Annotated in this window: 20 protein-coding genes; 1 reads left to right on the forward strand and 19 read right to left on the reverse strand. The window is 36.2% G+C overall.

Going from position 1 to position 23,221, the window contains the following annotated elements; translation table 11 throughout:
- The first annotated feature begins 456 nt into the window (after positions 1 to 456).
- On the forward strand, positions 457 to 2,073 hold the full coding sequence (locus BUB77_RS25080; protein WP_073279925.1) for a CTP synthase: 1,617 nt from the start codon (positions 457 to 459) through the stop codon (positions 2,071 to 2,073).
- 83 nt (positions 2,074 to 2,156) lie between these two features.
- Here BUB77_RS25080 and BUB77_RS25085 read toward each other — a convergent pair whose 3' ends face one another.
- From BUB77_RS25085 to BUB77_RS25185, 19 genes are all read right to left on the reverse strand, one after another.
- Positions 2,157 to 3,296, reverse strand: a complete 1,140-nt coding sequence (locus tag BUB77_RS25085) for a SpoIID/LytB domain-containing protein (protein ID WP_073279926.1) — start codon at positions 3,294 to 3,296, stop codon at positions 2,157 to 2,159.
- Between the two features lie 241 nt (positions 3,297 to 3,537).
- Entirely contained in the window at positions 3,538 to 4,974 is a 1,437-nt protein-coding gene (locus BUB77_RS25090; protein ID WP_073279927.1) for a hypothetical protein, read from the reverse strand.
- Between the two features lies 1 nt (position 4,975).
- Entirely contained in the window at positions 4,976 to 5,473 is a 498-nt protein-coding gene (locus BUB77_RS25095) for an RNA polymerase sigma factor (protein ID WP_073279928.1), read from the reverse strand.
- An 82-nt stretch (positions 5,474 to 5,555) separates the two neighbouring features.
- On the reverse strand, positions 5,556 to 6,272 hold the full coding sequence (locus BUB77_RS25100; protein ID WP_073279929.1) for a LytR/AlgR family response regulator transcription factor: 717 nt from the start codon (positions 6,270 to 6,272) through the stop codon (positions 5,556 to 5,558).
- Between the two features lie 1,057 nt (positions 6,273 to 7,329).
- Positions 7,330 to 8,721: a group II intron reverse transcriptase/maturase gene (ltrA, locus tag BUB77_RS25105; protein ID WP_073279930.1), complete on the reverse strand. Its 1,392-nt coding sequence runs from the start codon at positions 8,719 to 8,721 to the stop codon at positions 7,330 to 7,332.
- 535 nt (positions 8,722 to 9,256) lie between these two features.
- The gene (gene lspA, locus BUB77_RS25120) at positions 9,257 to 9,700 is read right to left on the reverse strand and encodes a signal peptidase II (RefSeq protein WP_073279932.1); all 444 of its coding nucleotides are present in this window, start codon (positions 9,698 to 9,700) and stop codon (positions 9,257 to 9,259) included.
- Between the two features lie 143 nt (positions 9,701 to 9,843).
- Positions 9,844 to 10,866, reverse strand: a complete 1,023-nt coding sequence (locus tag BUB77_RS25125) for a glycosyltransferase family 2 protein (protein WP_073279933.1) — start codon at positions 10,864 to 10,866, stop codon at positions 9,844 to 9,846.
- Positions 10,867 to 11,551: 685 nt separating this feature from the next.
- Positions 11,552 to 11,935 carry a DUF8042 domain-containing protein gene (locus BUB77_RS25130; protein ID WP_073279975.1) on the reverse strand — a complete coding sequence of 128 codons (384 nt, stop codon included), beginning with the start codon at positions 11,933 to 11,935 and terminating at the stop codon, positions 11,552 to 11,554.
- Between the two features lie 132 nt (positions 11,936 to 12,067).
- Positions 12,068 to 13,063 (reverse strand): glycosyltransferase family protein, encoded by a 996-nt coding sequence (locus BUB77_RS25135; RefSeq protein ID WP_170866747.1) that lies wholly within the window; start codon positions 13,061 to 13,063, stop codon positions 12,068 to 12,070.
- Between the two features lie 253 nt (positions 13,064 to 13,316).
- A complete protein-coding gene (locus BUB77_RS25140; RefSeq protein ID WP_073279935.1) occupies positions 13,317 to 14,426 on the reverse strand; it encodes a glycosyltransferase in 1,110 nt (369 codons plus the stop codon).
- A 240-nt stretch (positions 14,427 to 14,666) separates the two neighbouring features.
- Positions 14,667 to 15,431, reverse strand: coding sequence for an acylneuraminate cytidylyltransferase family protein (locus tag BUB77_RS25145; RefSeq protein WP_073279936.1), 765 nt, complete (start codon positions 15,429 to 15,431; stop codon positions 14,667 to 14,669).
- 1 nt (position 15,432) lies between these two features.
- The gene (locus BUB77_RS25150; RefSeq protein ID WP_242962583.1) at positions 15,433 to 16,431 is read right to left on the reverse strand and encodes a Gfo/Idh/MocA family protein; all 999 of its coding nucleotides are present in this window, start codon (positions 16,429 to 16,431) and stop codon (positions 15,433 to 15,435) included.
- A 32-nt stretch (positions 16,432 to 16,463) separates the two neighbouring features.
- Positions 16,464 to 17,060, reverse strand: a complete 597-nt coding sequence (locus BUB77_RS25155; protein ID WP_084124717.1) for an SDR family NAD(P)-dependent oxidoreductase — start codon at positions 17,058 to 17,060, stop codon at positions 16,464 to 16,466.
- A gap of 141 nt (positions 17,061 to 17,201) precedes the next feature.
- Positions 17,202 to 18,179 carry a Gfo/Idh/MocA family protein gene (locus BUB77_RS25160; RefSeq protein WP_073279938.1) on the reverse strand — a complete coding sequence of 326 codons (978 nt, stop codon included), beginning with the start codon at positions 18,177 to 18,179 and terminating at the stop codon, positions 17,202 to 17,204.
- Position 18,180: 1 nt separating this feature from the next.
- Complete coding sequence (gene neuC / locus BUB77_RS25165; RefSeq protein ID WP_073279939.1) at positions 18,181 to 19,344, reverse strand: UDP-N-acetylglucosamine 2-epimerase; 1,164 nt, start codon at positions 19,342 to 19,344, stop codon at positions 18,181 to 18,183.
- Positions 19,341 to 20,336: an N-acetylneuraminate synthase gene (neuB, locus tag BUB77_RS25170; RefSeq protein WP_073279940.1), complete on the reverse strand. Its 996-nt coding sequence runs from the start codon at positions 20,334 to 20,336 to the stop codon at positions 19,341 to 19,343. Before neuB ends, neuC begins: the two co-directional genes overlap by 4 nt.
- Complete coding sequence (locus BUB77_RS25175) at positions 20,333 to 20,977, reverse strand: acetyltransferase (protein WP_073279941.1); 645 nt, start codon at positions 20,975 to 20,977, stop codon at positions 20,333 to 20,335. The genes neuB and BUB77_RS25175 overlap by 4 nt, the downstream gene beginning before the upstream one ends.
- Positions 20,970 to 22,022, reverse strand: coding sequence for a sugar phosphate nucleotidyltransferase (locus BUB77_RS25180; RefSeq protein WP_330392691.1), 1,053 nt, complete (start codon positions 22,020 to 22,022; stop codon positions 20,970 to 20,972). Before BUB77_RS25180 ends, BUB77_RS25175 begins: the two co-directional genes overlap by 8 nt.
- Positions 22,023 to 22,047: 25 nt before the next feature.
- Positions 22,048 to 23,205, reverse strand: coding sequence for a LegC family aminotransferase (locus BUB77_RS25185; protein ID WP_073279942.1), 1,158 nt, complete (start codon positions 23,203 to 23,205; stop codon positions 22,048 to 22,050).
- Positions 23,206 to 23,221 lie beyond the last annotated feature (16 nt).

Consider the following 23,221-nt stretch of genomic DNA (forward strand, 5'->3'; position numbering starts at 1 on the left):
TATGCAATGGGAGCAAGTGTGAAAGAAAAACGCTTTCACACTCCATTATTTATGGCAGTACCGCTGACCTGTCTGCGGTATGCAATGGGAGCAAGAATGAAAGATAAATCTTTTAATCTCCCTGATTTTGTATGCGTGCTAAAGCACACAGTAAGAAGCCAAATATGAAAAATGTCTTGAAAGCTACAATTCATTATAATGTGAGTTCCCGCATAAATCAATACGTATGTCATGAAATTTTTCTTCTATAAATTAAAAAACTATGAAGTTTTTTTACTTTTTTGAAATTTGTACTGGATTTCTTCAGGCAATGATAGTATAATAGCTGGTGATTGTTTAAAATTAGCACAATGCCTTAAAACGATGGATAACAGGTAACATCGACTCTTTAAGGCGTTTTTCATTATAGGCAGGGTGTATAATACATTATTCAAATATCAAAGGAGGAATCATGTAATGGGTGTCAAGTATGTTTTTGTTACCGGTGGTGTTGTTTCAGGTCTAGGCAAGGGTATAACCGCTGCTTCTTTAGGTAGGTTATTAAAGGAACGGGGCTATAAGGTTACCATGCAGAAGTTCGATCCTTATATAAATATCGACCCGGGCACCATGAACCCCATTCAGCATGGTGAAGTATTTGTAACAGATGATGGTGCCGAAACGGATTTGGACTTAGGGCATTATGAGCGTTTCATAGATGAAAGCCTTACCAAGAAATCCAATGTGACTACCGGTAAAATTTACTGGTCCGTGCTTTCCAAGGAACGCAGGGGAGATTTCGGCGGAGGAACCGTTCAGGTCATCCCTCATATCACAAACGAAATTAAAAACCGCTTCTATCACAATGATGGATGCAAGGACACTCAAATTGCCATTATTGAAGTCGGCGGTACTGTAGGTGACATCGAAAGCCAGCCTTTTTTAGAGGCAATCCGCCAATTCCAGCATGATGTCGGCCGTGAGAATTCCCTTCTAATCCATGTAACCTTAATCCCTTATTTAAGAGCTTCCGGTGAAATGAAAACCAAGCCCACTCAGGCCAGTGTAAAAGAACTTCAAGGTATGGGTATCCGCCCGGATATTATTGTATGCCGTACCGAGCTTCCCTTAGAACCCGGAATCAAGGAAAAAATAGCTTTATTCTGTAATGTTCCCAGTAATCATGTTATCCAGAATCTTGATGTTGAAACACTATACGAAGCTCCACTTGCCATGGAAAAGGAGCATCTTGCCAATATCGCCTGTGAATGTCTCGGTCTTGAATGTCCCACACCTGATTTAACTGCCTGGGAAAGCATGGTGGATGCCCTTAAACATCCCGAAAAGGAAGTTACCATCGCTTTAGTCGGAAAATATACCCAGCTTCACGATGCTTACATCAGCGTTGTAGAATCCTTAAAACACGGTGCCGTTCCTCACAGGGCTTCCGTCAACATAAAGTGGATTCCTTCCGAAACTTTAACGGATGAAAATGCAGCCGGAATTTTAGAAGGAGTAAGCGGCATTTTAGTTCCCGGCGGCTTCGGTGACAGGGGAATTGAAGGAAAAATCTCTGCAATACGTTATGCCCGTGAAAATAACATACCTTTCTTAGGACTTTGCCTTGGCATGCAGCTTGCCATTGTTGAAATATCCCGTAATGTCATCGGCTTTGCAGACGCTCATAGTGTAGAACTGGATCCGGCTACTACCCATCCGGTAATTCATCTGATGCCGGAGCAGGATGGTATCGAGGACATCGGCGGAACCTTAAGACTTGGCTCTTACCCCTGCGTTTTGGATGAATCCAGTAAGGCCTTTGGTCTTTATGGTGATAAGATCATTCACGAACGCCACAGACACCGCTATGAAGTAAATAATTATTACCGCGAAGACTTTATACGCGGCGGTATTAAATTATCCGGCTTATCACCTGACGGACGCATTGTGGAAATGATGGAATTGACGACCCATCCCTGGTTTATAGCCACCCAGGCCCATCCGGAATTTAAGTCCAGGCCTAACAGACCCCATCCCCTATTTAACGGATTTGTGGGGGCAGCAATTAAATACCAGGAAGAACAAATACACTAAAAATAAGATAAATAAGAGCAATAAAGGCAGCTGGTTTGGTTTACACCGCCAGCTGCCTTTTTTGCTATAAGAATTATATCTATTTATTTATGCTCTGTAATCTGAATCTTTCCGGTAGCTACTTCACTGTTATAATAACTGGTGCCGGATACCTTGTCATAATAGTTATGCAGAATATCCTTCCAGGTACTTCCATTCTTCGCCAGGTCTCTGCTGCCTTCCTGTGAAAGAATCCCTCCATTTTTGGAGGCATACTTACTTACATTGACATTTGCCACATGAAAACCAGGGAACAATTTGGTACCGCTGTCATACATAAAATAATTATAGATATCATCTACGGCAGTGTCACACTCCGTAAGCCTCGTTTTATCCGGATTATATACCTGGTCTGCCTGGGTATCATATACATCACAGCCCTCGCCAGGATGCTTCTGCTTATGGGTTCTTTGTATTCCGTAATTTTTTATAGCCATGGCACTTGCCTTAAGAGCATCACTTTTCCAGGTGGAATAACCGACCTCACAGCTGGTAACAACCTTGCAATAGGTCTTAAAATTAACTTTATCCACCTTGCCGCTGGACTTACGGAGTACAGAGATCGTTGAAGGATTGGATGTAACATCGCTTACGGGAGCATCATAAGAATAGGGAGTAATGACAATGTCCTCTTTATTCATTTCCTTATCCTGTATATATTCCGCAGCATCCTTCTGATTAGACTCTAATTGCTTTACTTCCTCATATGTAGGAACTGAAAATTCAAGTATCCTGGTCTGCCCGTTATCGATGCCTGTAACAAAGTAAAAGTAGTTAATACCATCCATGAAATATTCATCGGAAGAAGTTACCTTTAAATTGGCTTTGACAAAATAAAGGCTAAGGCCTGACGTTCCTTCATATGCGTTTAAGTTTACCGATGCACTGGAGGAGTCATTGCTGATGGCAACAGCATCATCAACCACGGCAGTATCAATATTAAATATTCCGACCTGATTTTCCTTATTTTCCCCATTGGAATAGAATGCTGCCGTATCCTCTGCATAGGCACTGCTGAGAATTCCCGGTATGAGCTCCTGTTCCTTATTATTGACCAGTTCAAAGTACTCCCTGATAACCTCCAGCCCTGTACTGTCCGCAATATTTTCAGTATCTGCGGATACGGCTGGTACGTGTATCAATAGCGAGCAAATAACAAGTCCTGTTACAAAAATCTTTTTCATAGTATTTTTACCCCTTTCCTCTCAATGTTAATACAGTATCAGTTTCCTTGTAACACAGATATATCCTGAATAAGGCTCCCCTCCCTTCTGCTGTTGCCATTCAATTAAAACTCCAGCGGATATATCCTGTTACCATACTATATCACCATTTTTTACCATAATGAAAGTGGTGTCATATTTACGTAGACTTTTGTCAAATTTACTTAGTTATTCTGTTCCTGTACTGATTTATTCTGTCTTTTTACTCTTTCAGCAGATATAAGCTGACAAAATATTTATTTTGTTTTACGTTGGCACCATCAATAGAAAATATCGTATTATCCCTCCAGCCTATACCATATTCCTCAATATCCGAATCTTCTCTTCTATCAAATAGGTAAAAGACGTTCTTATTTACATCAAGTATACCAATCTGCTTCATAAATCCATCTTCAAAATTGCTTACGATAATCTTATCCCCTGCATCATTAATAAGTGGTCCTGAGAGAAATTTATCCGTAATGCCTTCTATTTCACTTAACTGGCCATTAAGTTCATCTGAAAGGTATATCTTCCCGTCCTTCTTCACCAAATCATAGCGTCCGCCGGTAAAGCTTACGCTGTAATCAGCTTTAGAGCCCTCTGTCCATTTTGCAATTCCCTCATAAATAACCTTCTTCTCCCCTGTATCAAGGTCATAACTGATATAATTAAAACTGTCCGGATCACCTGTGAAAACAAATAGTTTATTTTCAAGTATTTTCGCACCCCAAACATCGGTAAGTCCTGTGACAGCCTTAATTTCTTTTATTGATTTTTCTTTAATATCAACAAGGTACAGCTCTTTTTCGCCTTCCCTGGCTCCTGCTGTTACGATTGCATAATTATCATCTACTAATATCCAGTTCATTAATACTGGTAAGTCCGAAATTTCTACGCCGTTTAAACGGATACCTTCAAGAAAATCTTCCGTTTCTCCGGTTTCCGGATTATATCTTACCGGATATGCCCAGCTTCCTACCTGAGGATTCACTGACACCTGAAGATAGACCCTGCCATTCTTTCCCTTGATTAATTCAAATGCAGCCTCTCTTCCATCACTTAGCACCGTATTATGGGCTTCGTTTTGGTACAGAATAACGGAAGAATCCTCTACATAATAGCTGTAATCAAGCCTGCCCTTTATTCCCTTGACCTCTACCGTACGGTCCAGCTTCTTTAAGTCCACTGGAATAAATTCTTCACCTGCGGCCTTATAGAATTTCCTTACACCGTTTATATCCTTATAATAAAATAATCCATCCCAATTGGTAATATAACTATCCGATTCGATATAATGCACTGTAAGTATATCATCCATATTCTTAACTGCCGTCAGCCTGATATCCCGGGGCTGGTCATTAATGACTTTCTCCCCAGTCATTTCCTGCTCTTTCCCTTTATCCATCACCGGAGCTTCATCCACCGTATTTATCTTCAGCAGATTAAAAACATAGTCCCTGAACTCTGCATTTACCGTACAAACTCCACCGAACAAAAACAATCCGATAACAGCAAATGTCAAAGCAGCCTTGACTGCCATTCTCCCTTTTCGGTAATAATTTTTCTTTTCCGGCATATCATAAGTCAGCTTAAACTCCGGTTCCGGCATTTTATCCGCCAACGTCTTTAATTGCTTTTCAATATCTTTATTTTTCATATCATCCAACCTCCTTCATACCATTTGCAAGCTTTCCTAATGCTCTCTCGTACCTTTTCTTTACAGTATTGGTATTAAGCTTTAATATCTGCGCTATTTCCCTGTGCTTAAGGCCAGTTATAATCCGCATGCATACAATTTCCCTGTCTGTTTCATCAAGGACCTGAATGATTGACAGGAACTCCAGCTTATCTTCCGGAAATACCGGCTGTTCTTCCAGCTCCTGTTCCTCTCTCACCACTTCATATTTGCGCTTTCTAAGCATATCAATTGCTATGTTTCTGGCAATTGCAGTAATCCAGGCCTTTTCACTTATTCCGAACCGGTACTTCCCGGCATTGTTCTGAATTCTTATAAAAGTTTCCTGCGCCGCGTCCTCTGCCAGATACGTATCTCTTAAAATTGTCAGGGCGATATGAAATACATAGGTCTTATGCTCATTATAAAGGTCTTCCAGGGCCCCCATATCCCCCTTGGCAATTTGATTGATTAAGCCCATCTTAATACTCCTTTCCTCATTCTATTTAAATAACGTTTGGTTCATAGAAAAGGTGACACTTGACGTTCCAAAATTTTCATTTTTAGTCTCCAAGCAGCCGGCTATAAATAATCTCAACGTCTTTTTGCCGTTCCTCACTGATCCGCAGTTCCTGCCCATTTAACATCACTAACTTTGTCTTGGAATAAGCCTTAACCTGATGATAATTGACCAGATATGACTTATGAATCCGCAAAAAAGGTATCTTTCCACACTCTAACTGGGTCGCTACCTGATCCAGCTTTGCATTGAATACTTCCACCTTTTTATCCAAAAGATGCATATGTATCTGTCTGCCCCTGCTCTCAAAATATAGGATTTCGCTGCTTAATACCTTATATTCAGCATTCTTGTAACGATAATGATAATAAATCTTCTCATTACATATTCTCTCATAAGCAGCCAGAAAGCTTATTATAAAATCCTCTTCCTTCATGGGCCTTTTTACAAAATCAAAAACATTGAACCGGAATAACTCTGCCAAATCCTTTTCATGTTCGGACACGCAAATAATCAGGGCATGTTCATCCATCCGCCTGATACGCTTTACTGTCCTGATTCCCCCTTTTTCTGTCATAGAAATATCAAGATATAACAGGTCATACCTTTCTCCCATCAACAGACCTTTCTCCAGAGCCTCCCCGCTATAGAACATATCTATCCCGATATTAATATTATATTTACTGCACTCACTTTCAATTATATTTTCAATCCGGGCATTACTGGCACTGTCACTACCGCAAATAGCAATACTTACCATTCAAGCTCCCCCCTTGCACTACTCTTTGTAACCTTGCCTCTCCTCTTATACTCTCATTTTTTCATATTCTCATGTTTTCATATTTTCATATCCTCATATTCTCATGATTTCATATCCTTATACTCACATGTTTTCATGCTCTCATATTCTCATGCTCCATGTTTTCATACTCTCATGCTCTTATATTCTCAAGTTCTTATACTTATATATTTTTATAGCATTATAACTTTATAATTTTATAAATATTTGGGTATAGATACCATATTATGATTATAGCAAATTATTACTTTAATTTACAAATGTTATATCATTATTCGCTATAAATTCTCATTATGATTTAATTTCTGTTTATTTTATATATTTATATATTTTGAAATGGGATTTTTATAGAAAAACTCTGAATTGGACCTGAATACAGCATTAGGGAGAGATTCAAAAAATCTCTCCCTAACTATTGGCAGACCTATATAAGATTAGCTACAAATACGATGATGAAACGATATTCTGAGGTTTCCTTCCAAACCATTGGCCCAGACTTTTATAAGAATAGCTACAGTTACATTAATGAAATGAAATTCTAAGGATTCCTTCCAAACCATTGGCCCAGACTTTTATAAGAATAGCTACAGTTACATTAATGAAATAGAATTCTAAGTATTCCTTCCAAACCATTGGTTAAGATCTTTATAAGAATAGCTACAAATACAATAATGAAACAGAATTCTAAATATTCCTTCAAACCATTGGCCCAGACCTTTATAAGAATAGCTACAGTTACATTAATGAAACAGAATTCTAAGTATTCCTTCAAACCATTGGCTTAGACCTTTATAAGAATAGTTATAACTTTGGCAGTAAGGAGGTATTCAAAAAAACCTTGATATTGAAATCAATGAATTTTCAAAATCAGTTATCTGCTCATAGAATTAGGAGAATTTGGGATACCCTCGACCATTAACACAGACCAAGATAAGAATAGCTCTACAATCGAGTAGGAGGGAGTGATTAGCTCCCGTCCTCTCACCGCACCGTGCATATCGTTCGGTACACGGCGCGTTCAATAGTTGACGTGCACAGACTGATAGGCTGTGGCTAAATCATAGAAGCCACTGTTTATCAGTCTTTCTTTTGTCATTGCCATGTTTATTGCAACCGTATGTGTCGTAAACCAATACCCTCTGCGACTGTTGCCTGCCTGCCACGCTAAATCCTCCGGTACTCCCATCCTTAACAGATTTCTTACCTTCGTCTTAGGCTTCTTCCATTGTTTCCATATGCACATGCGGATTCTGTGATATAGCCACTTGTTGAGGTCATCTATTCGATTCTTCATATCTGCAATCCCATAATAATTCAGCCATCCACGCATATACACCTTTATCTTCTCTAAGGAAAGACGTATGCTTTGAACAGACCTTCGGGAACTAAGCTCTTTCAGCTTTGACTTCATCTTCTTCCATGACTTTACATGAACACGGACATAAATGCCCTTTCCGTTCTTTCCCAATGTAAAGCCAAGGTATTTAAAATTTCGAATTGCAAATACACTGACCACACGGCTTTTCTCCTGGTTTACTTTTAGTTTAAGTTTTCCCTCTAGATATTTCGTGCTTGATTCCAGAAGTCGTTTTGCGGCTCTGTCACTCTTTGCAAGCAATACAATGTCGTCTGCATAGCGAACAAATGCCACTCCTCTTTCTTGGAATTCCTGGTCAAATTCATTCAGATAGATATTCGCTAATAGTGGTGAGATATTCCCGCCCTGCGGCGAACCCTCCTCTGTCTCCATGACTACACCATTTTCCATGACACCACTTTTAAGGTACCTTTTAACCCACTGAATCACTCGCTCATCCTTTACATTTCTACGCAAGATATTTAGAAGCATCTCGTGGTTTAGAGTATCGAAATACTTGGTCAAATCCAATGCTACTGCATGAGTGTATCCTTGTTCTGCATACTCTTTTACCTTTATAATGGCATCCTTTGCACTTCTTCCCGGACGATAACCACAACTACTGTCTGAGAACAACGGCTCATAGATTGGCATGAGCTGTTGCGTAATGGCCTGTTGGAATATACGGTCTTTGACTGTTGGAATACCTAGCTTTCGTATTCCACCATCTGGTTTAGGGATTTCTTTTCTCCTTACCGGGTCAGGTGTATATTTCCCCGAATAGATTCTCTCGATAATGGCTTTCTGATTCTCCCGAAGATAGGCACCTACTTCATCGACGGTAATCCCGTCAATTCCCGGTGCTCCCTTGTTTGCCTTTACTCTCTTGAAAGCTCTGTTAAGGTTATCCTTATACAGTATCTTCTCCAAAAGTTCCGACTGTGCACTGTCCCTTTCCTTCCATATCCGGTTGAAGGAGCGATGCGCTCTCACATATCCTTCCTGTTCCGCACTATTCTTTTGTAAGCAGCTTTCTGCGTTTTCTGCATCCATTTGTCCTTCCTCCTTTCCCAGTTGTACTAAAGACTCCTATTGATTTGGTCCTTCACCTCTCGGCTACTATGACCTCTGCTGACTTCTGCATGTTCAGCACCGCCTCGTTTCCTTGTACGGTGGTTACTCCTTTCAGAGCATTTCATACAGACCTCCCCGGGTACCACACGTTTCTTTCTCTCCATCCATCTGCCACATTTACCATACATGATTCCGTGTAGTTATCGGGCTTCGACTTGGTGTGCAGCCTTACCCTCATGCATAGCCTGATGTGATTTCTGTTCGTCAGACCAGAGATTTGCCCACTGGTTAGTATGTTCCCAGTATCCGGCTTCCTTCAGATTCCACCTCACGATGGACACCCTTGCCTTCGGCTATATCCTTCCCACTACCGGGCGGATTCCGGACTTGCACCGGTTAGAAACGTGCGCCGCCGGGCGCACACAGCAACGGGGTGGAATTCATAGAATCCCACCCCGACTTTATACACAGAGCCAACAAATATCCTGCAAATCATTCAATTGAATATCATGCATCATTTCTTAAAAAGTGACCGTATTGCTGCTAATGCTGATCCAAGAAAAATGCAGATATCTGAAATGTTAAAAACTATCTTCTTCAGAAACTTGAAGCTAAAATAATCAACTACATATCCTCTGGTAAAACGGTCATAAACATTGCTCAGAGCTCCCCCAAGTATAAAGGATAATGCCACTTTAAGAAGTTTGTCCCCTTTCTTTGGCAAAACAAGGACAAAAATCAGCAGTAAAACTCCCAATAAGGTCAGTGATATTGTTTTAACCGTCTTTACATCATTTTCAAGGAAATTCAGCATGGCACCCTTATTATGATAACGTTCTATCACAATATTGCCGTTCAGGATTTCCTCTTTTTTATGCATTTCTTTATTCTTCTCAATGTAATTTTTTATCTTCCATTCTGTCAGAAATATTACTGCGATTAAAATCAAATAAAACATAAGACTCCTCCTGTACCTGCAAACAAGTTAATTTCCTACTTCTCTTATCTTATTATAGTAAATTTTTACATGTACATCAAGAGATATGATTGGATTTAAGAAATATTCAGAAATAACCTGCTTTTTCGTAATAAATACACTGCCTACATTAAGCTTTCCCGAAGCGCAGCTGCCTGCTCTCTGTAGTTATTTGCCTCTTCTGTATTTCCGGCCTTTTCATAGCACAGGGCAATTTTTTCCAAGGGCAGCTCCTTATTGTAATGGATATTCAGCTCTGCATCTGTTTCAAATGCAGCATTCATATACCAAATAACTGCTTCCTTTATATTATCCTTATTATAAAAATACTCTCCAACCTCATAGCACACTTCAGCACTTGCTTTGCCGGTTGCTATATTTTTCAGGGCATATCTTAGTATTAGTTCAGAATCGTTTTTTATACGTCCGCAGCGAACCAGTATACATTGAATAAGTTTTATAACCTCCTCGGAAACCTCCTGCTCCAGAAGACCGGTAAAGAAAGACTCCGCTGTCAAAAAATCCTTATCTTCTCCTGCAATAAAAAGCTCTCTGGCATACATACTTATTAGTTTTTCCGAAAAAGCAGTTCCTTTCTGTATCAGCCGCTGAAAGATGTCAAAATCTCTAACAGCATGATTATTTTCCGGCATATGAAGGATTTCAATCTCACTATCGTATACAACAGGGTCCAGCATAACTGTTTCATGAATTGGATCTGTCCAGGTGAACTGACGAAGTCTTTTAAAGAGTTTAGGCCTGTATTCCTTATCAAAATTATAAGTAGTATTAAACTCCAGCTGATTCGCATACATCATCTGAATAATATCAATTTCCGGTATCAAATGTTGTTTCAGTGTAAGAAATTTTTCTCTGTTAACTTCATCAATAACTTCATCCGCATCCGCAACAAATATATAATCCATGGCTGCCTTTGAAAAAGAAAAATTTCTGGCGGCAGCGAAATCATCGATCCATTTGAAATCATAAATTTTGCAGTTATATTTCTTAGCGATTTCCTTTGTACCATCAGTGGAACCGGTGTCTACGAGTATAATTTCATCCACCAGACCTTTCAGGCTGTCAAGGCATCTAGCCAAGACTCTTTCTTCGTTTTTTACAATCATGCAAGCACTTACAGTTATCATAGCTGCCTCCATTATAGATGTCATTAAATACTTAGATTCGTCAAATATTCTAATAAAATTCCATTTATCTGTACATTTTATACAATGACATAGCCTATTTATAAATTTCTCTTTTTGTATATAATTGCAATCGACATTTTAATTTATTTTATACTATATTTCTGCAATGTGACATAAACACTTGGAAATACTGACAATTTTGATAAGGTTAAATCTGCCTTGTTGAAAATGCCTATAAAGCTTAAAATAAATTAGCAAAAACTTCTAGTGCTTTTGCCCTATTTTGCTTACCGAATGTAAATTAATGGTTATCATAATGCACAAGTATTTTGTAAATTATCGTCGGTTTACCAATATTGTACAGTTATAATTATCGTGTTATAATACATACATAGCAAGTAAAACTTGCTCCTATCTATCAACTGGAGCTATTAATATTACTTCTCTCTAAAAAAAATAGCACAGTTATCTATTTATCAGACCGTTCTGGTCAAATCTTTATTAGTAGGGGTTTTTAGGGTGGGGATGCCCTAAAAACCCCTTTTCCACTAGACGGTTTATGACAGACTCTCTTTATAATTAACTTTTATAAGTTAGCGTATAGCATCCATTCTTCTCTAGCAACAGAATCTTTAAGATGATACCTTCCTTCTTTTAATAATGTATAAAAATATTATAAATCTTTCTAATTTAATATTTGATTTGTTAAAACAGCAGCTCTAATACTTGAATCTACAATAAAAGGAAGCACCTCCTTAGTAAGTGCCTCTGCTATCATTTCATCATTTTTTCCTTTGATAGCTTCTCCTAAATCATGAATAACTAAATTTATTTTTTCCTTATCAATGATCACTTCTCCCACATTAACCAAATCCATTGTACGATTCAGCACTTCTATTATCCAGTTGATTCCATTTAAAATAGATTTCAGGTATTCGTCAGTATCCTCTTGTCCGTTTCCCCTCAGCTCACCACTGACCGTTTCTATTGCCGGAATGAGTTTTTGTGAATAATGATAAAGTTCCTCCAATGCCTCCAATTGCTTTATCTTTAATGATTCTTCCTGCATATTATTTACCATGTACTATATTTTCAAATATTTAATACATGATTTCCTCCTTTAGATTATAATATATCTTTTATATCGGATAAATTACCTACTGGAAATAGGGCAACTTCATATAATAATGTATACTTTATTCTAATTCAACAACTTGGCTAATTCTTCAGCTCTATGTTTCCATGTATGTGCGAATTTCGTTTTTATATACCCATTTTGTGCAATTTCGGCACTACCTTTCCTATCACATAGAATCTTTTCTATTTTATCTGGTAGTTCATTTATTCTGGATAAGGAATACTTTATATAATCCTGCCCTTCTACATATTTATTTTTTATAAACTCACTTTCATCGGTAACACAGACTGACTTGCTTAACATTGAATTAAAGATTCTGTCATGCCCACCATTTTTAAACCATGGCATAATATTTAGTGAGATTTTTGTATTCTTCATATTGCAAATGCACTCATAAGAATTTATGGATCCATGGCGAATAAGATTTTCAGGATGAATACATGGCAGCATATCCCAACCCTTTCCAAAGACATGGACAATATATCCGTTGTCTACCAAACTCTTAATAACCTGTCCCCGAAAATGAAATCGTACATATAAATCAATAAAAATCATAGCTGCCATCCCTTCTTTTAAGTCTTCCTCACTGGCATCAGGTATCTCAAGGCGTATGTATTTTTCCATAGCTTTATCCATAGGCATATCCGTATTGGTCATTAACTCATTGACTATGCGCCAATAAAAAGCTGCATATTCATCATCAATCCGATTAATATATTTTTCAAACGTAGTTGGCGGAGTGTAATTTCCGGTAAATATAATATCAAATTTCCTTTTATAAAAGGGTATATAGTCACTGTCTATTTCTGTTCCTGCCAAAGGCAGAAACTCAACCGACTTTACCTTTTTATAAAACCTCTTGACGTAATTCACATGATCATTGTCAATACAAAACATTTTATAATAATCCGGCAAATTCTCAAAATCCTTGTCATAATAAAAAGGGTGGTCCACCAGAATATTAAAGCAGAGAACTTCTCTCTGATTCCATAGAAGTTCTCCATCTTCCATTATAAAGTCCTCATCTTTACCAATACCAATAAAATTAAAAGTTATCATAGCAGTCTTTCCTTGCTCACAAAACCAGATTAGGTCAATTATTCCTTGTTGTAAAAAATCATAATCAAAAATATATACCTCATAACCCAGCTTCCTAAAGGTCTTTGCCATCTGTTCGGAAAAGTAACCAAGGGTTTCGATATTGTTTTTGAATAAGATAAGTTTATTTATTGTTTTATTTACAATCATTTTTTTCTTTATACCCTAATTCACTTTCCGATTTCATTCGAATCTTTACAAACCTTTTTTCACCTTAAATTTCACTTAAGCGTAGTATAGCAAGATCATAGTCCTTACATTTCATATAATTCCTTTTTGCTTCTTCCTTCTCCCCCAAACATTCATATATTACGCCAATATTATAATACGCCAGATAATCATTTACGCCTTCTATCTTACACTCAGGCTTTTCTGCCGCTTTCAAGAACTCTTGAATTGCTTCCTGAAATCTTCCGTTATTCATTAAGATTAACGCTATCAAAAAGATAAAATCGGCTGAATAGGCAAATATATCATAAATATTCAGCATCTGAAGAGCTTCTTCATATTGTCCTGAATTAATCATTGAATACCCATAGCTCTCTACCAAATCACGGACATACTCCAATCTTACATCCAAATCGGCATATAACGCCTGCCCAAGAAATTTATAGGAATTTTCATAATCTTCTTCCATATAATAGCTCTTTCCTAACTGATAAAGAAGATATGGATCATCCGGCTGCTGCTGTAAGGAAGCAGTTAGGAGAGTGATATTCCTTTCCGTCTTTTTCTTTCTGACGTTAAGAGCACCTTCATAACCGGAATGACGGATTGTCAGTGGAATATGATACGAGCTATCATAAATGGCAGTTCCTTGATTCAATTGAAGAACTTTCTTATCCTCTGTATCTGCCTCTTCCTTTTCTGAACCGCCTGGCATTACTTGTTCATGTATAATTCCTTCATAATGATAATATCTTTTAGAAAATAACCTGTTTATCCTTTCTCGAAATTTATGTGAAATTCCCTGGGTTGTAAATTCACTGATACGCAAAAGGCGTCCGATTTTATTCATATTTTTCGCGATGAGCTCCTTTATGCTATCCATATCGACGCTTTCTACAATCTCATCACTGTCAAGAATTAGTATATATTCATTCTCTGCCTTATGAATCGAATAGTTGCGTGCTGCTGCAAAATCGTTTTTCCAGACATAGTCATATACCTTATCCGTATACCTAAAAGAAATTTCCTTTGTCCTATCCTCAGACCCTGTATCTATTATAATTATTTCATCAACAAATGGAGCTATGCTAGAAAGACAAAGCTCTAGAGTGCTTTCTTCATTTTTAACAATCATGCATAGACTTATTTGATTCATTGCTTTCTCCTAATAAAATCTTACTTTTGTACAATTATCCTATAGATAGCAATCTTATTTTCCTACACTTTCATGAAGCTGTTCTGTTAATCTTCATATTTCTTATTAAAATCAAATTGTAGCAACTGCCATATTAATATATACTGAATAGATTCAAAATCATGTATTGCTGCAATAATTAGCTCTAAAATCTGTTGGTATTACATATGTAATTCGTTATTGCTAAATTATTTTATGCTACTATTTTAAAATGTTCATTATATTTTCTCTTACTTCTCCATATTCAACTTGCTTTCTATATAAAAATTCAGCAATTACCTGCATTAATTCTAAATCACTCTCATGATCCAAATCCAGGACAGCTGTATCCTGCATTACGATAGCTTCACATTTTCCATCAAATATTCCTTTTCTCTGCACAAGGAAATCGGGTGAATATGCATATAGTGATGCATTCATATCAAATACCTCAGGTGCTTCCTGTCTTGCGTTATAATCCGATGTGATAACACGCCCATAACCATGATCTGTTTTTTTTACCATATTAAAATATGGATTCCTTCTTGAAGCTGTCACAGAAAAAACAATATCAGTAGCACCATCATCTAATTTCATATTAATAAGATTACTGACATCTGATACAGTTCTTAATGGCGAAGTTATATCTAAATCTACAACTAGATCATAATCAATTAACTTCTTATTTTTCATTACCTCATAACAGTTCTTTATAACTTCAATTTTCGGTGTATTATCTAAACCAAGGTTTTCTTTTCTTTCAATAATATCAACTGAAAAATTTAATTTGTTTGTAAACAAATCCATAAGCTCTTTACTATCTGTATTGAGAACAACATCACAATACAGATCAGGGTTCTGCTTTTTATATAGTTCTATGACAGACACCGTATAAAAAGGTAACGGATATTCTAAAAAATCTATGATATTCTTATTTTTAATTCCTTTAGAACCCGCTCTCCCACATATTGTAAAAAGTATCTTCATTTTATTTATCTCCCATAACAATATTTAAAATTTTCAGACCATGATTTATATCATTGTCATTCATTTCTTTTCCATCAATAATATCAAAAAAGTGTTCTATTTCTTTAATCTGAAAACCATTTCTTTCTTCATTGAACTGAATTCTTTGTCCGCTTTTCAAAAAATGCACTTCACTATTAACCAAATCACCTACTATAGTATCATCTTCAGTAAATATCTGAATTTCTCGTGAATTTTTTCGTCCGAAATAATCCAAATGTACTTCTACTGCCATAGTGACATAATCTGCAATATAAATTGATAAATCATCACTATCAATTTCAAGGTTTGAAAACTTTCCTTTTATATTCATAACATTCCTAGGTTGTCCAAATAAATAGTAAATATAATCCCACTCATGAATCAGGTCTATTGAAACACCACCGCCTTGATCAATATGTGCACTGTAGGTATCACGATAATCTTGATCTTGCCTCCACTCAGGCAAGTAACTAGAGCAGATTACTCTAACACTAAATACATCTCCTAATTTTATATTTTGCTTTAAATATTGAATTACTTTAGTATATCGTAACGGACAAGCAACATAATAAATACTATTCTCTTTTAGATGTAATGTATCTAATGATACATTTATAGATTCAAACACTGGCTTCTCAATAAACATATGCTTAGTCTTGGAAACAAACTGTTTTATTGTCTCATAATGCATAAAGGTAGGATTTGTTATAAAAATAATATCATAGTTAGAAGGCGCATCTTCATAATTATAATATATGTTATCAATGAATTGCATTATATCTTTATTAATTGGATTACCTTTTCCACTTCTAATGATATCAATACAAAATGACCTGTTTTTTTTTTGCAAAAGCATTAATACATTTTTTAAATGCCTATTACCAATAGAACCCATTCCAATCATACCTATTTTATAAGTCATATTCATATTATTCCAATCCTTTATTTTGAAAGTTTTCTCAATACAATCTCTTTCCATTAACTGTTATTTCCATCTAAATTTTGCATAACTTATCTATTCCCACCAGTTATTGCTATATTTTGTCCAGTAATATAGCTTGCTTCATCTGATAATAAAAATTTTATCAAAGGTACTATATCCTGAACTTGTGCATTTCTTTTCAGTGGACTTAATGCAGCGTTTTTCTCAATCATAATATCCGGTATATTCTGCAAGAATTGTGTTTCGATCATAGAGGGAGATATGGCATTAATATTGATTTTTTTATGCACATATTCTGCAGCTAAAGCTTTCATAAATCCCAATAAAGCATATTTGTTTGTTACATAATCACTCCAGTATTTGGGTGGTTCATTTATTGTACATGAACTTAACATAAGGACAATCTTACCATATTTGTCCTTTTCCATATATGGTAGTAATTCTTTTAATATAATATAAATCGATCGAACTTGTATATTATAAGCTGTATTATAAGAATCCCAATTTGTATTTTTAAATTTAATATTCTCAACTCTTACAGAGGACAAATGAACGACATGTGATATCTCACCATATTTTTCTGTTATTCTCTTGATCATTTTTAAAGTGGATTCTTCATTTGTAAAATCAGCTTGCTCAAAAACCAATTTGTTACCGATATCAATTTTTAAATTATCTAACGGCTATTATTTTTATTATATTTTAGCATCAATTTAAAATATACTCCCTTATTAGACGGTGCTTTCTCACCTGTTGATGATTCTTTGAGAAGTTGAAAGCAGCCCATCCTGTCAACTGACATCATACTAAGCTTCAATTCTATCTATAATATTAAGTATTTCCTTATCCTTGTCAAAGTTATAAATAGGATGAGTTCTATTCTGAAGGGTATCAAAAAATGATATTATCTCGTTCAAATAAGCATTTTCTATTACAAATTTATTATAATTTTCCAATCTATCTATTTCATCATATAATTCAATGTTCGCATTCTCATTCGTAATAAAATTGTATTGAAATAAACCAGTAGGAGTCCCATCCCAGCTTAGATACTCGTGTTCGCCAAATACCTCCAAATTTCTTACTGCTTTACGGGATACAATATCAACCGCCAGCGTTCCTTTATGCCCTGAACTATGTTGTAGAATAACCATATAATTATCATTATAATTAATATCCAAACTGCTTATCTTACTCTTCGCTACATCAATAGTTACAATCTCACCAAATACTTCCAGTAACCATGGCAACTCTATTGCAAATATTTCACGGCAACCATTAGAGCGTATATTATCCACAAAAAAGTTTTTGTAATTCTCCCATGGATGCCAATCAGGCAAATACTGGCCGATATGATATGTATAATTCAAAAGGCAACCGGATTTTTCAACTATGGATTTTATTTTCTTTACCTCCTCACGATATAAAAACGTAGATGATAAAAACAATAATAAATTCTTCTCTTTGGCAAGGGCAATATTTTTATCATATCCATCGGATACTAAATTCAACTCCGAAAAAACATGAATACCGTTTTCTAAGCAGCTGGTTATAATTTTGTGATGTGAAAGCGGTGCAGTACATATAAATGCACAATCTATTTCTGTTACTCCAATTACTTCCTCTAAGCAGGAATAGGTCAAAATATTATATTCATCCTGACTAGCTTCCCTGCGGTCACTATTAGAGTCTATGCCTATCATAATTATTGTACTATCATATTTTCTGATAAGGCGGATTCTTCTCTTTCCCATGGAACCAAGTCCAATAATTACTACCTTCATATCAAATCACCTTGCAATCATAAAATTTTTTCTTTAGGTTAGCTGGTTTTGAAAAAAATGTCTTTAGCTCCCTTATAATCTTATCCGAAGTATTGCCATCCCCGTATGGATTTATTGTATTTACTACGATATGTTGAAATTCTTCGCTTAAGGCCATATCCATAGTTTCAGCGATTTCATTTTCCAGGGGACTGCAATTTATAATACTAGAAGCTTGTAGTCTGCCTTTTTGCCGGTCACCTATATTAATTGTTGGTATTCGAAAGCTTGGTGCTTCAAGTAAACCACTTGAGGAATTACCGATTACCATTGAACAATACTTTAAAGCACTTAAATATCTTGTCACTCCCATAGAAGAAAAGGCAATGGCATTCTCGTTTTGCACTATAAACTCATCAATCATCTGATTAATAATTCGTCCATTAGTATCGGCATTTGCCTTCGTAAAAATATACTTTAATTCACTATGCTTCCTGCAAGCCTGAAGTAATGCCTGAAACTGATCATGAGCACTGTTATTCTCCAATGTTACCGGATGAAAAGTAATCATAGCATAATTTCTTTCTAAGGAAAAATTAATTGCCTCTTGTAATTCAGCCTTTGTAAGTAATGTCTCATTGAGTATGTTCTCTATCCCAATTGCTCCTACGCAAAAAACCCGATCAGGCTGTTCCCCTAATTGAATTACTCTGTTACGATATTCCTCCGTACTTGTAAAATGCAGATAACTTAATTTCGTAATTGCATGCCGGATTGAATCATCTATTGCTCCTTCTGTTATCTCTCCACCATAAAGATGTGTGATAGGAATTCTCTCATTCATTGCCGCAATGCAGATTGCTAATGTTTCATAACGATCACCTAATACAATAACATTATTCGGCTTCATCCTCTCAAAATAGGAAGCAAAACCAATCATTGCCAAAGCCATTGATTTGGAAATTGCAGATGGCGTGTCTGTATCTAACAGGATTTCAATTTTTTCATCAATTGATATCCCGTCTTTTTCAATTTCCTGATAAGTAAATCCAAATTCTGATGACAAATGTGCTCCAGTTGCAACTACATGCACATCAAATTCCTGTACCAGCATCAATTTTTTGATAATCGGCTTAAGTAAACCATATTCTGCTCTAGTGGCTGTTACTACACATATCTTCTTCATAATTCTATCAACTCATCTTCTTTAAAATCTCTTATAGCCGCCTGTCCAAGTACCTGAAACCAATGCATGGGGCTTATTCCACTTCCAGGACGTTTTACAGTCAGATTATCTTCTGTAAAAAACTCACCTTTCACAATACTGCATTTTGCAGTAATGCTTTTCCTTGCAATCCCTATATTTTTAATTTCTGACTTTGCTAATACCTTTTCACCATTTCCTAAGGAACATTCGATATTTCTTATTGCGTTAACCATAGCTTTTAGTTCATCTGGATTTAAGCTCGCTTTATGATCCGGCCCCTCCATATTTTTATCAAGCGTAAAATGCTTTTCTATGACAGATGCACCTAATGCAACTGCTGCTATCGGTACCTCGATTCCTTTAGTGTGATCAGAATAACCTACCGGCAAGCAGAACTCTCTTTGAATGGTAAGCATAGCGTTAAGATTTACATCTTCATAGGGGGTCGGGTACTCTGTTGTACAATGAAGAATAGTAATATCCTTTGTCCCATTTTCCTCCAGAATGTTTATAGCAGCACGGATGTCCCTCATATCACTCATACCAGTAGATATAATAACTGATTTATTTAACTTTGCTATTTTTAATAAGAACGGAAGATTCGTAATATCACCTGAGGGTATTTTCCATTTGTTGATGCCAAGATTTTGTAGAAAATCAATACTTTCCAAGTCAAAAGCAGTAGATAAAAATTCAATATCTTTTAAATCACAATAATTTCTTAATTCAATAAAAGCTTCATAGGAAAATTCCAGCTTTTTTAACATATCAAATTGAGTTTCGTCAGCAGTAGTGTACAATTTCTGGTATTCTGCCTTTGTTGCTAATCTGGAAACAATATTTTCAGTCTTATATGTCTGGAATTTAATGCAATCCGCACCGGCTTCCTTTGCAGCATCCACCAACTGTTTGGCTATTTCCATACAACCGTTATGATTCACACCTGCTTCTGCTATAATATATGTTCTCAAATCAAGTCAACCTCCTTACATGGATTACCATATGCAGTTATTCCATTCCCTATATTCTTTAATACCACGCTCCCCATACCAATCATCGTGTCATTTCCGATATTTACCATTTGCTTGACTACACTTCTGGCACCAATATGTGTATTTTCTCCAACATAGACATTTCCACACAGAACTGCACCTGGAGCAACATGTACAAACTTGTCGATACAGCAATCATGTTCCAAAGTAGAAGAGGTGTTAATAATTGAACCCTTTTTAATGGAGGTTCCTACATTTATTACCGCATTTTTCCCAATATAAATACCATTTTCAAGGGTTACATTCCGACTAATGACTGCGGAAGGATCTATGATATTGGGAATACGAAAGCCAATCCTTTGCAATAGGTCAAACAGTTCAACCCGCTTTAAGGGATTACCGACACTACCCAGGCTGACAAATGCATAATGATATCCGTAATAATATAGCCTTTTCAGATCATCATCACTGCCTATAATCTTTACGCTTAAAATATCTTTACCTATATTTTCCTTTAGGTCAATGATGCCAATTTCAGAATATTGCTCCCGAATAAGCAAACTATCCAAAACTGATTTACAATGTCCACCGCCGCCAACTAATAATATTTTATCATTCATCCCGTTCCAACCTTTTTCGCATTTCTTCCATCTCTTCCGGTTGTCCCATATCCATCCATGCATACTCACTGATGGGATAAACTCCGATTTTTTCCCCATTGTTTTTATATTTTTCAATTAAATCAGGAAAACCAATCACTTTATCATCCTCAAGTTCTTCAATAACCTTAGGTTCTACAATATACATACCCGTATTAGTAAAGAACGAAAGCTCTGGCTTCTCTTTCATGCTTTCTATTTCACCATTCTTATTTATCTCAATAACTCCATATGGTATTTTTATATTTTTTAACGAACAAACCATAGTAATCAGGTTTTTCTCCTGTATGTGAAAATCATATATTTTTCCGTAATCTTCTTCAATAAGGATGTCGCAATTTGACAATACGAAAGTACTATTAATCTTCCCTCTCAGGAGACTTAATCCTCCTCCTGTACCGAGAGGTGTATTTTCATCAATGTATGTTAGGGCATAATCCTTTTCTATATCATTAAAATAAGCTTTAACCATATTTTTTTTATGATTAAGAACCATATAGAAATTATGACACCCCGCATCATTAAACCGATTAATGATGTGTTCCGCAATTGGCAGATCACCAATAGGTATTAACGGCTTTGGTAATATTTTTGTATACGGGTAGAGTCTGGTTCCCAAGCCGCCTGCCATAATGATGACAGGAACATCAATTTCTCTTCTGTTCCTTATCTCTTTCTCATTTAAAAAGAGTATTGTTACAATCTGTCTGTTTTTATCCACTACAGGCAGTGCCTCTATACCGCATTCGAGCATTTTTTCTTTTGCTTTTGCTTTTTCATTTTCAAATATATAAACAGGATGATAATTGGCAATGTCCTTAACCCTGGCGTCAAGATTTCCCTTTTTCAATATCCATCTTCTTATATCACCATCTGTTATTGTAGCAATTAACCCAGAAGAGCCAGCAACAAACAAAATTTTCATTGCCACTTTATCTAATAACCCCATTGCTTCCAGCATCGTACATTCTTCACCGATAAGAAATTCCTTTATATTCAGTGCCATTCACCTCTTTTCACATTGTTACCCATTATACTTTAAGGCATTCTACCACATATAACAAATCCTCTTCCGAAAGATTAGAACTGCACGGTATATTTACAATATGTTTCAGATAATGTTCCGCCTTCTCAATATAATAATTTTGACTATCTAAATAAGGCCCTTGAGTATGTATCAATCCCCATACCGGCCTGGCTTGTATTCCTTTTGATGACAAATACCGAATTACTTCATCTCGGTTCATTGGATATGTATCATCACAAAACATTGAATAAAACCAGCTATTCCATCTGGTATTACTTCTATAATCCATTAATGATAATCCCTGAATATCTCGAAAATTTTTCTGGTAAAGCTCATAATTTTTTTTCTTTGTTATAATAAAATCCTCTAACTGCTCCAATTGTGCTAAGCCCAGTGCTGCCTGTAAGTTAGTCATGCGGTAATTATACCCTATTTCATCATGAATAAAGTATAATTCGTCACTTTTCGCCTGAGTCGTTAGATGCTTGGCTCTCCTTAATAATTCTTTATTGGCGGAAACAATCATTCCACCGCCACCAGTAGTAATAATCTTATTACCATTGAAGGAATAAATACCCACAGTACCAATCGTACCGGCATATTTACCTTTATACCTACCTTCTTTATAATAAGTGCCAAGGGCTTCTGTAGCATCTTCAATCACAATCAAATTAAACTCGTCAGCAATTTTCATAATCACTTCCATATCCGCTAGATTGCCGAACACATGAACTACAATAATCGCCTTAATCTGCTTATTTGTCCTCTTGTTAATAAGTCTTCTATCTGTAAATATACACTCACGCTGCATAAAACCCATTAATTTATCTGGATCCATAGTCAGAGAATCATCGCAATCCATAAAAACTGTATCTGCATGGATATATTTTACTGGATTTACAGCAGCTATAAAGGTTAACGTAGGAACAATAACCTCATCCTCTCCTGTAACACCACATACCTGCAGTGCAACATGAATGCCTGAAGTTCCGTTTTGGCAAGAAACAGCTCCCTCCGAATGAACATACTGGGCTATCTTCTCTTCAAATTCATTTACATAAGGACCTCCGGTAGAAACCCATTCCGTTTCAACTGCTGTAGTGACATACTCTACTTCTCTTCCTTTTAAATTAGGAACCGATAGTGGTATAAATTTATCCATCCTGTACCTCATTCCA

Source organism: Anaerocolumna jejuensis DSM 15929 (genome assembly GCF_900142215.1).
Taxonomy (GTDB): Bacteria; Bacillota; Clostridia; order Lachnospirales; family Lachnospiraceae; genus Anaerocolumna; species Anaerocolumna jejuensis.

Coding starts and splice junctions, on each gene's coding strand:
- BUB77_RS25130 (WP_073279975.1), bottom strand. CDS start 11,935: ATGCAGGAAGAATCATTAAAGATAAAGCAATTGGAGGCATTGGAGGAA.
- BUB77_RS25140 (WP_073279935.1), bottom strand. CDS start 14,426: ATGAATCAAATAAGTCTATGCATGATTGTTAAAAATGAAGAAAGCACT.
- neuC (WP_073279939.1), bottom strand. CDS start 19,344: ATGAAGAAGATATGTGTAGTAACAGCCACTAGAGCAGAATATGGTTTA.
- BUB77_RS25095 (WP_073279928.1), bottom strand. CDS start 5,473: ATGGGCTTAATCAATCAAATTGCCAAGGGGGATATGGGGGCCCTGGAA.
- BUB77_RS25185 (WP_073279942.1), bottom strand. CDS start 23,205: ATGGATAAATTTATACCACTATCGGTTCCTAATTTAAAAGGAAGAGAA.
- BUB77_RS25180 (WP_330392691.1), bottom strand. CDS start 22,022: ATGGCACTGAATATAAAGGAATTTCTTATCGGTGAAGAATGTACGATG.
- BUB77_RS25085 (WP_073279926.1), bottom strand. CDS start 3,296: ATGAAAAAGATTTTTGTAACAGGACTTGTTATTTGCTCGCTATTGATA.
- lspA (WP_073279932.1), bottom strand. CDS start 9,700: ATGTTTTATTTGATTTTAATCGCAGTAATATTTCTGACAGAATGGAAG.
- BUB77_RS25125 (WP_073279933.1), bottom strand. CDS start 10,866: ATGATAACTGTAAGTGCTTGCATGATTGTAAAAAACGAAGAAAGAGTC.
- BUB77_RS25175 (WP_073279941.1), bottom strand. CDS start 20,977: ATGAATGATAAAATATTATTAGTTGGCGGCGGTGGACATTGTAAATCA.
- BUB77_RS25160 (WP_073279938.1), bottom strand. CDS start 18,179: ATGAAGGTAGTAATTATTGGACTTGGTTCCATGGGAAAGAGAAGAATC.
- BUB77_RS25080 (WP_073279925.1), top strand. CDS start 457: ATGGGTGTCAAGTATGTTTTTGTTACCGGTGGTGTTGTTTCAGGTCTA.
- ltrA (WP_073279930.1), bottom strand. CDS start 8,721: ATGGATGCAGAAAACGCAGAAAGCTGCTTACAAAAGAATAGTGCGGAA.
- BUB77_RS25100 (WP_073279929.1), bottom strand. CDS start 6,272: ATGGTAAGTATTGCTATTTGCGGTAGTGACAGTGCCAGTAATGCCCGG.
- BUB77_RS25135 (WP_170866747.1), bottom strand. CDS start 13,063: ATGATAACTTTTAATTTTATTGGTATTGGTAAAGATGAGGACTTTATA.
- BUB77_RS25145 (WP_073279936.1), bottom strand. CDS start 15,431: ATGAAGATACTTTTTACAATATGTGGGAGAGCGGGTTCTAAAGGAATT.
- BUB77_RS25150 (WP_242962583.1), bottom strand. CDS start 16,431: ATGGAAAGAGATTGTATTGAGAAAACTTTCAAAATAAAGGATTGGAAT.
- BUB77_RS25090 (WP_073279927.1), bottom strand. CDS start 4,974: ATGAAAAATAAAGATATTGAAAAGCAATTAAAGACGTTGGCGGATAAA.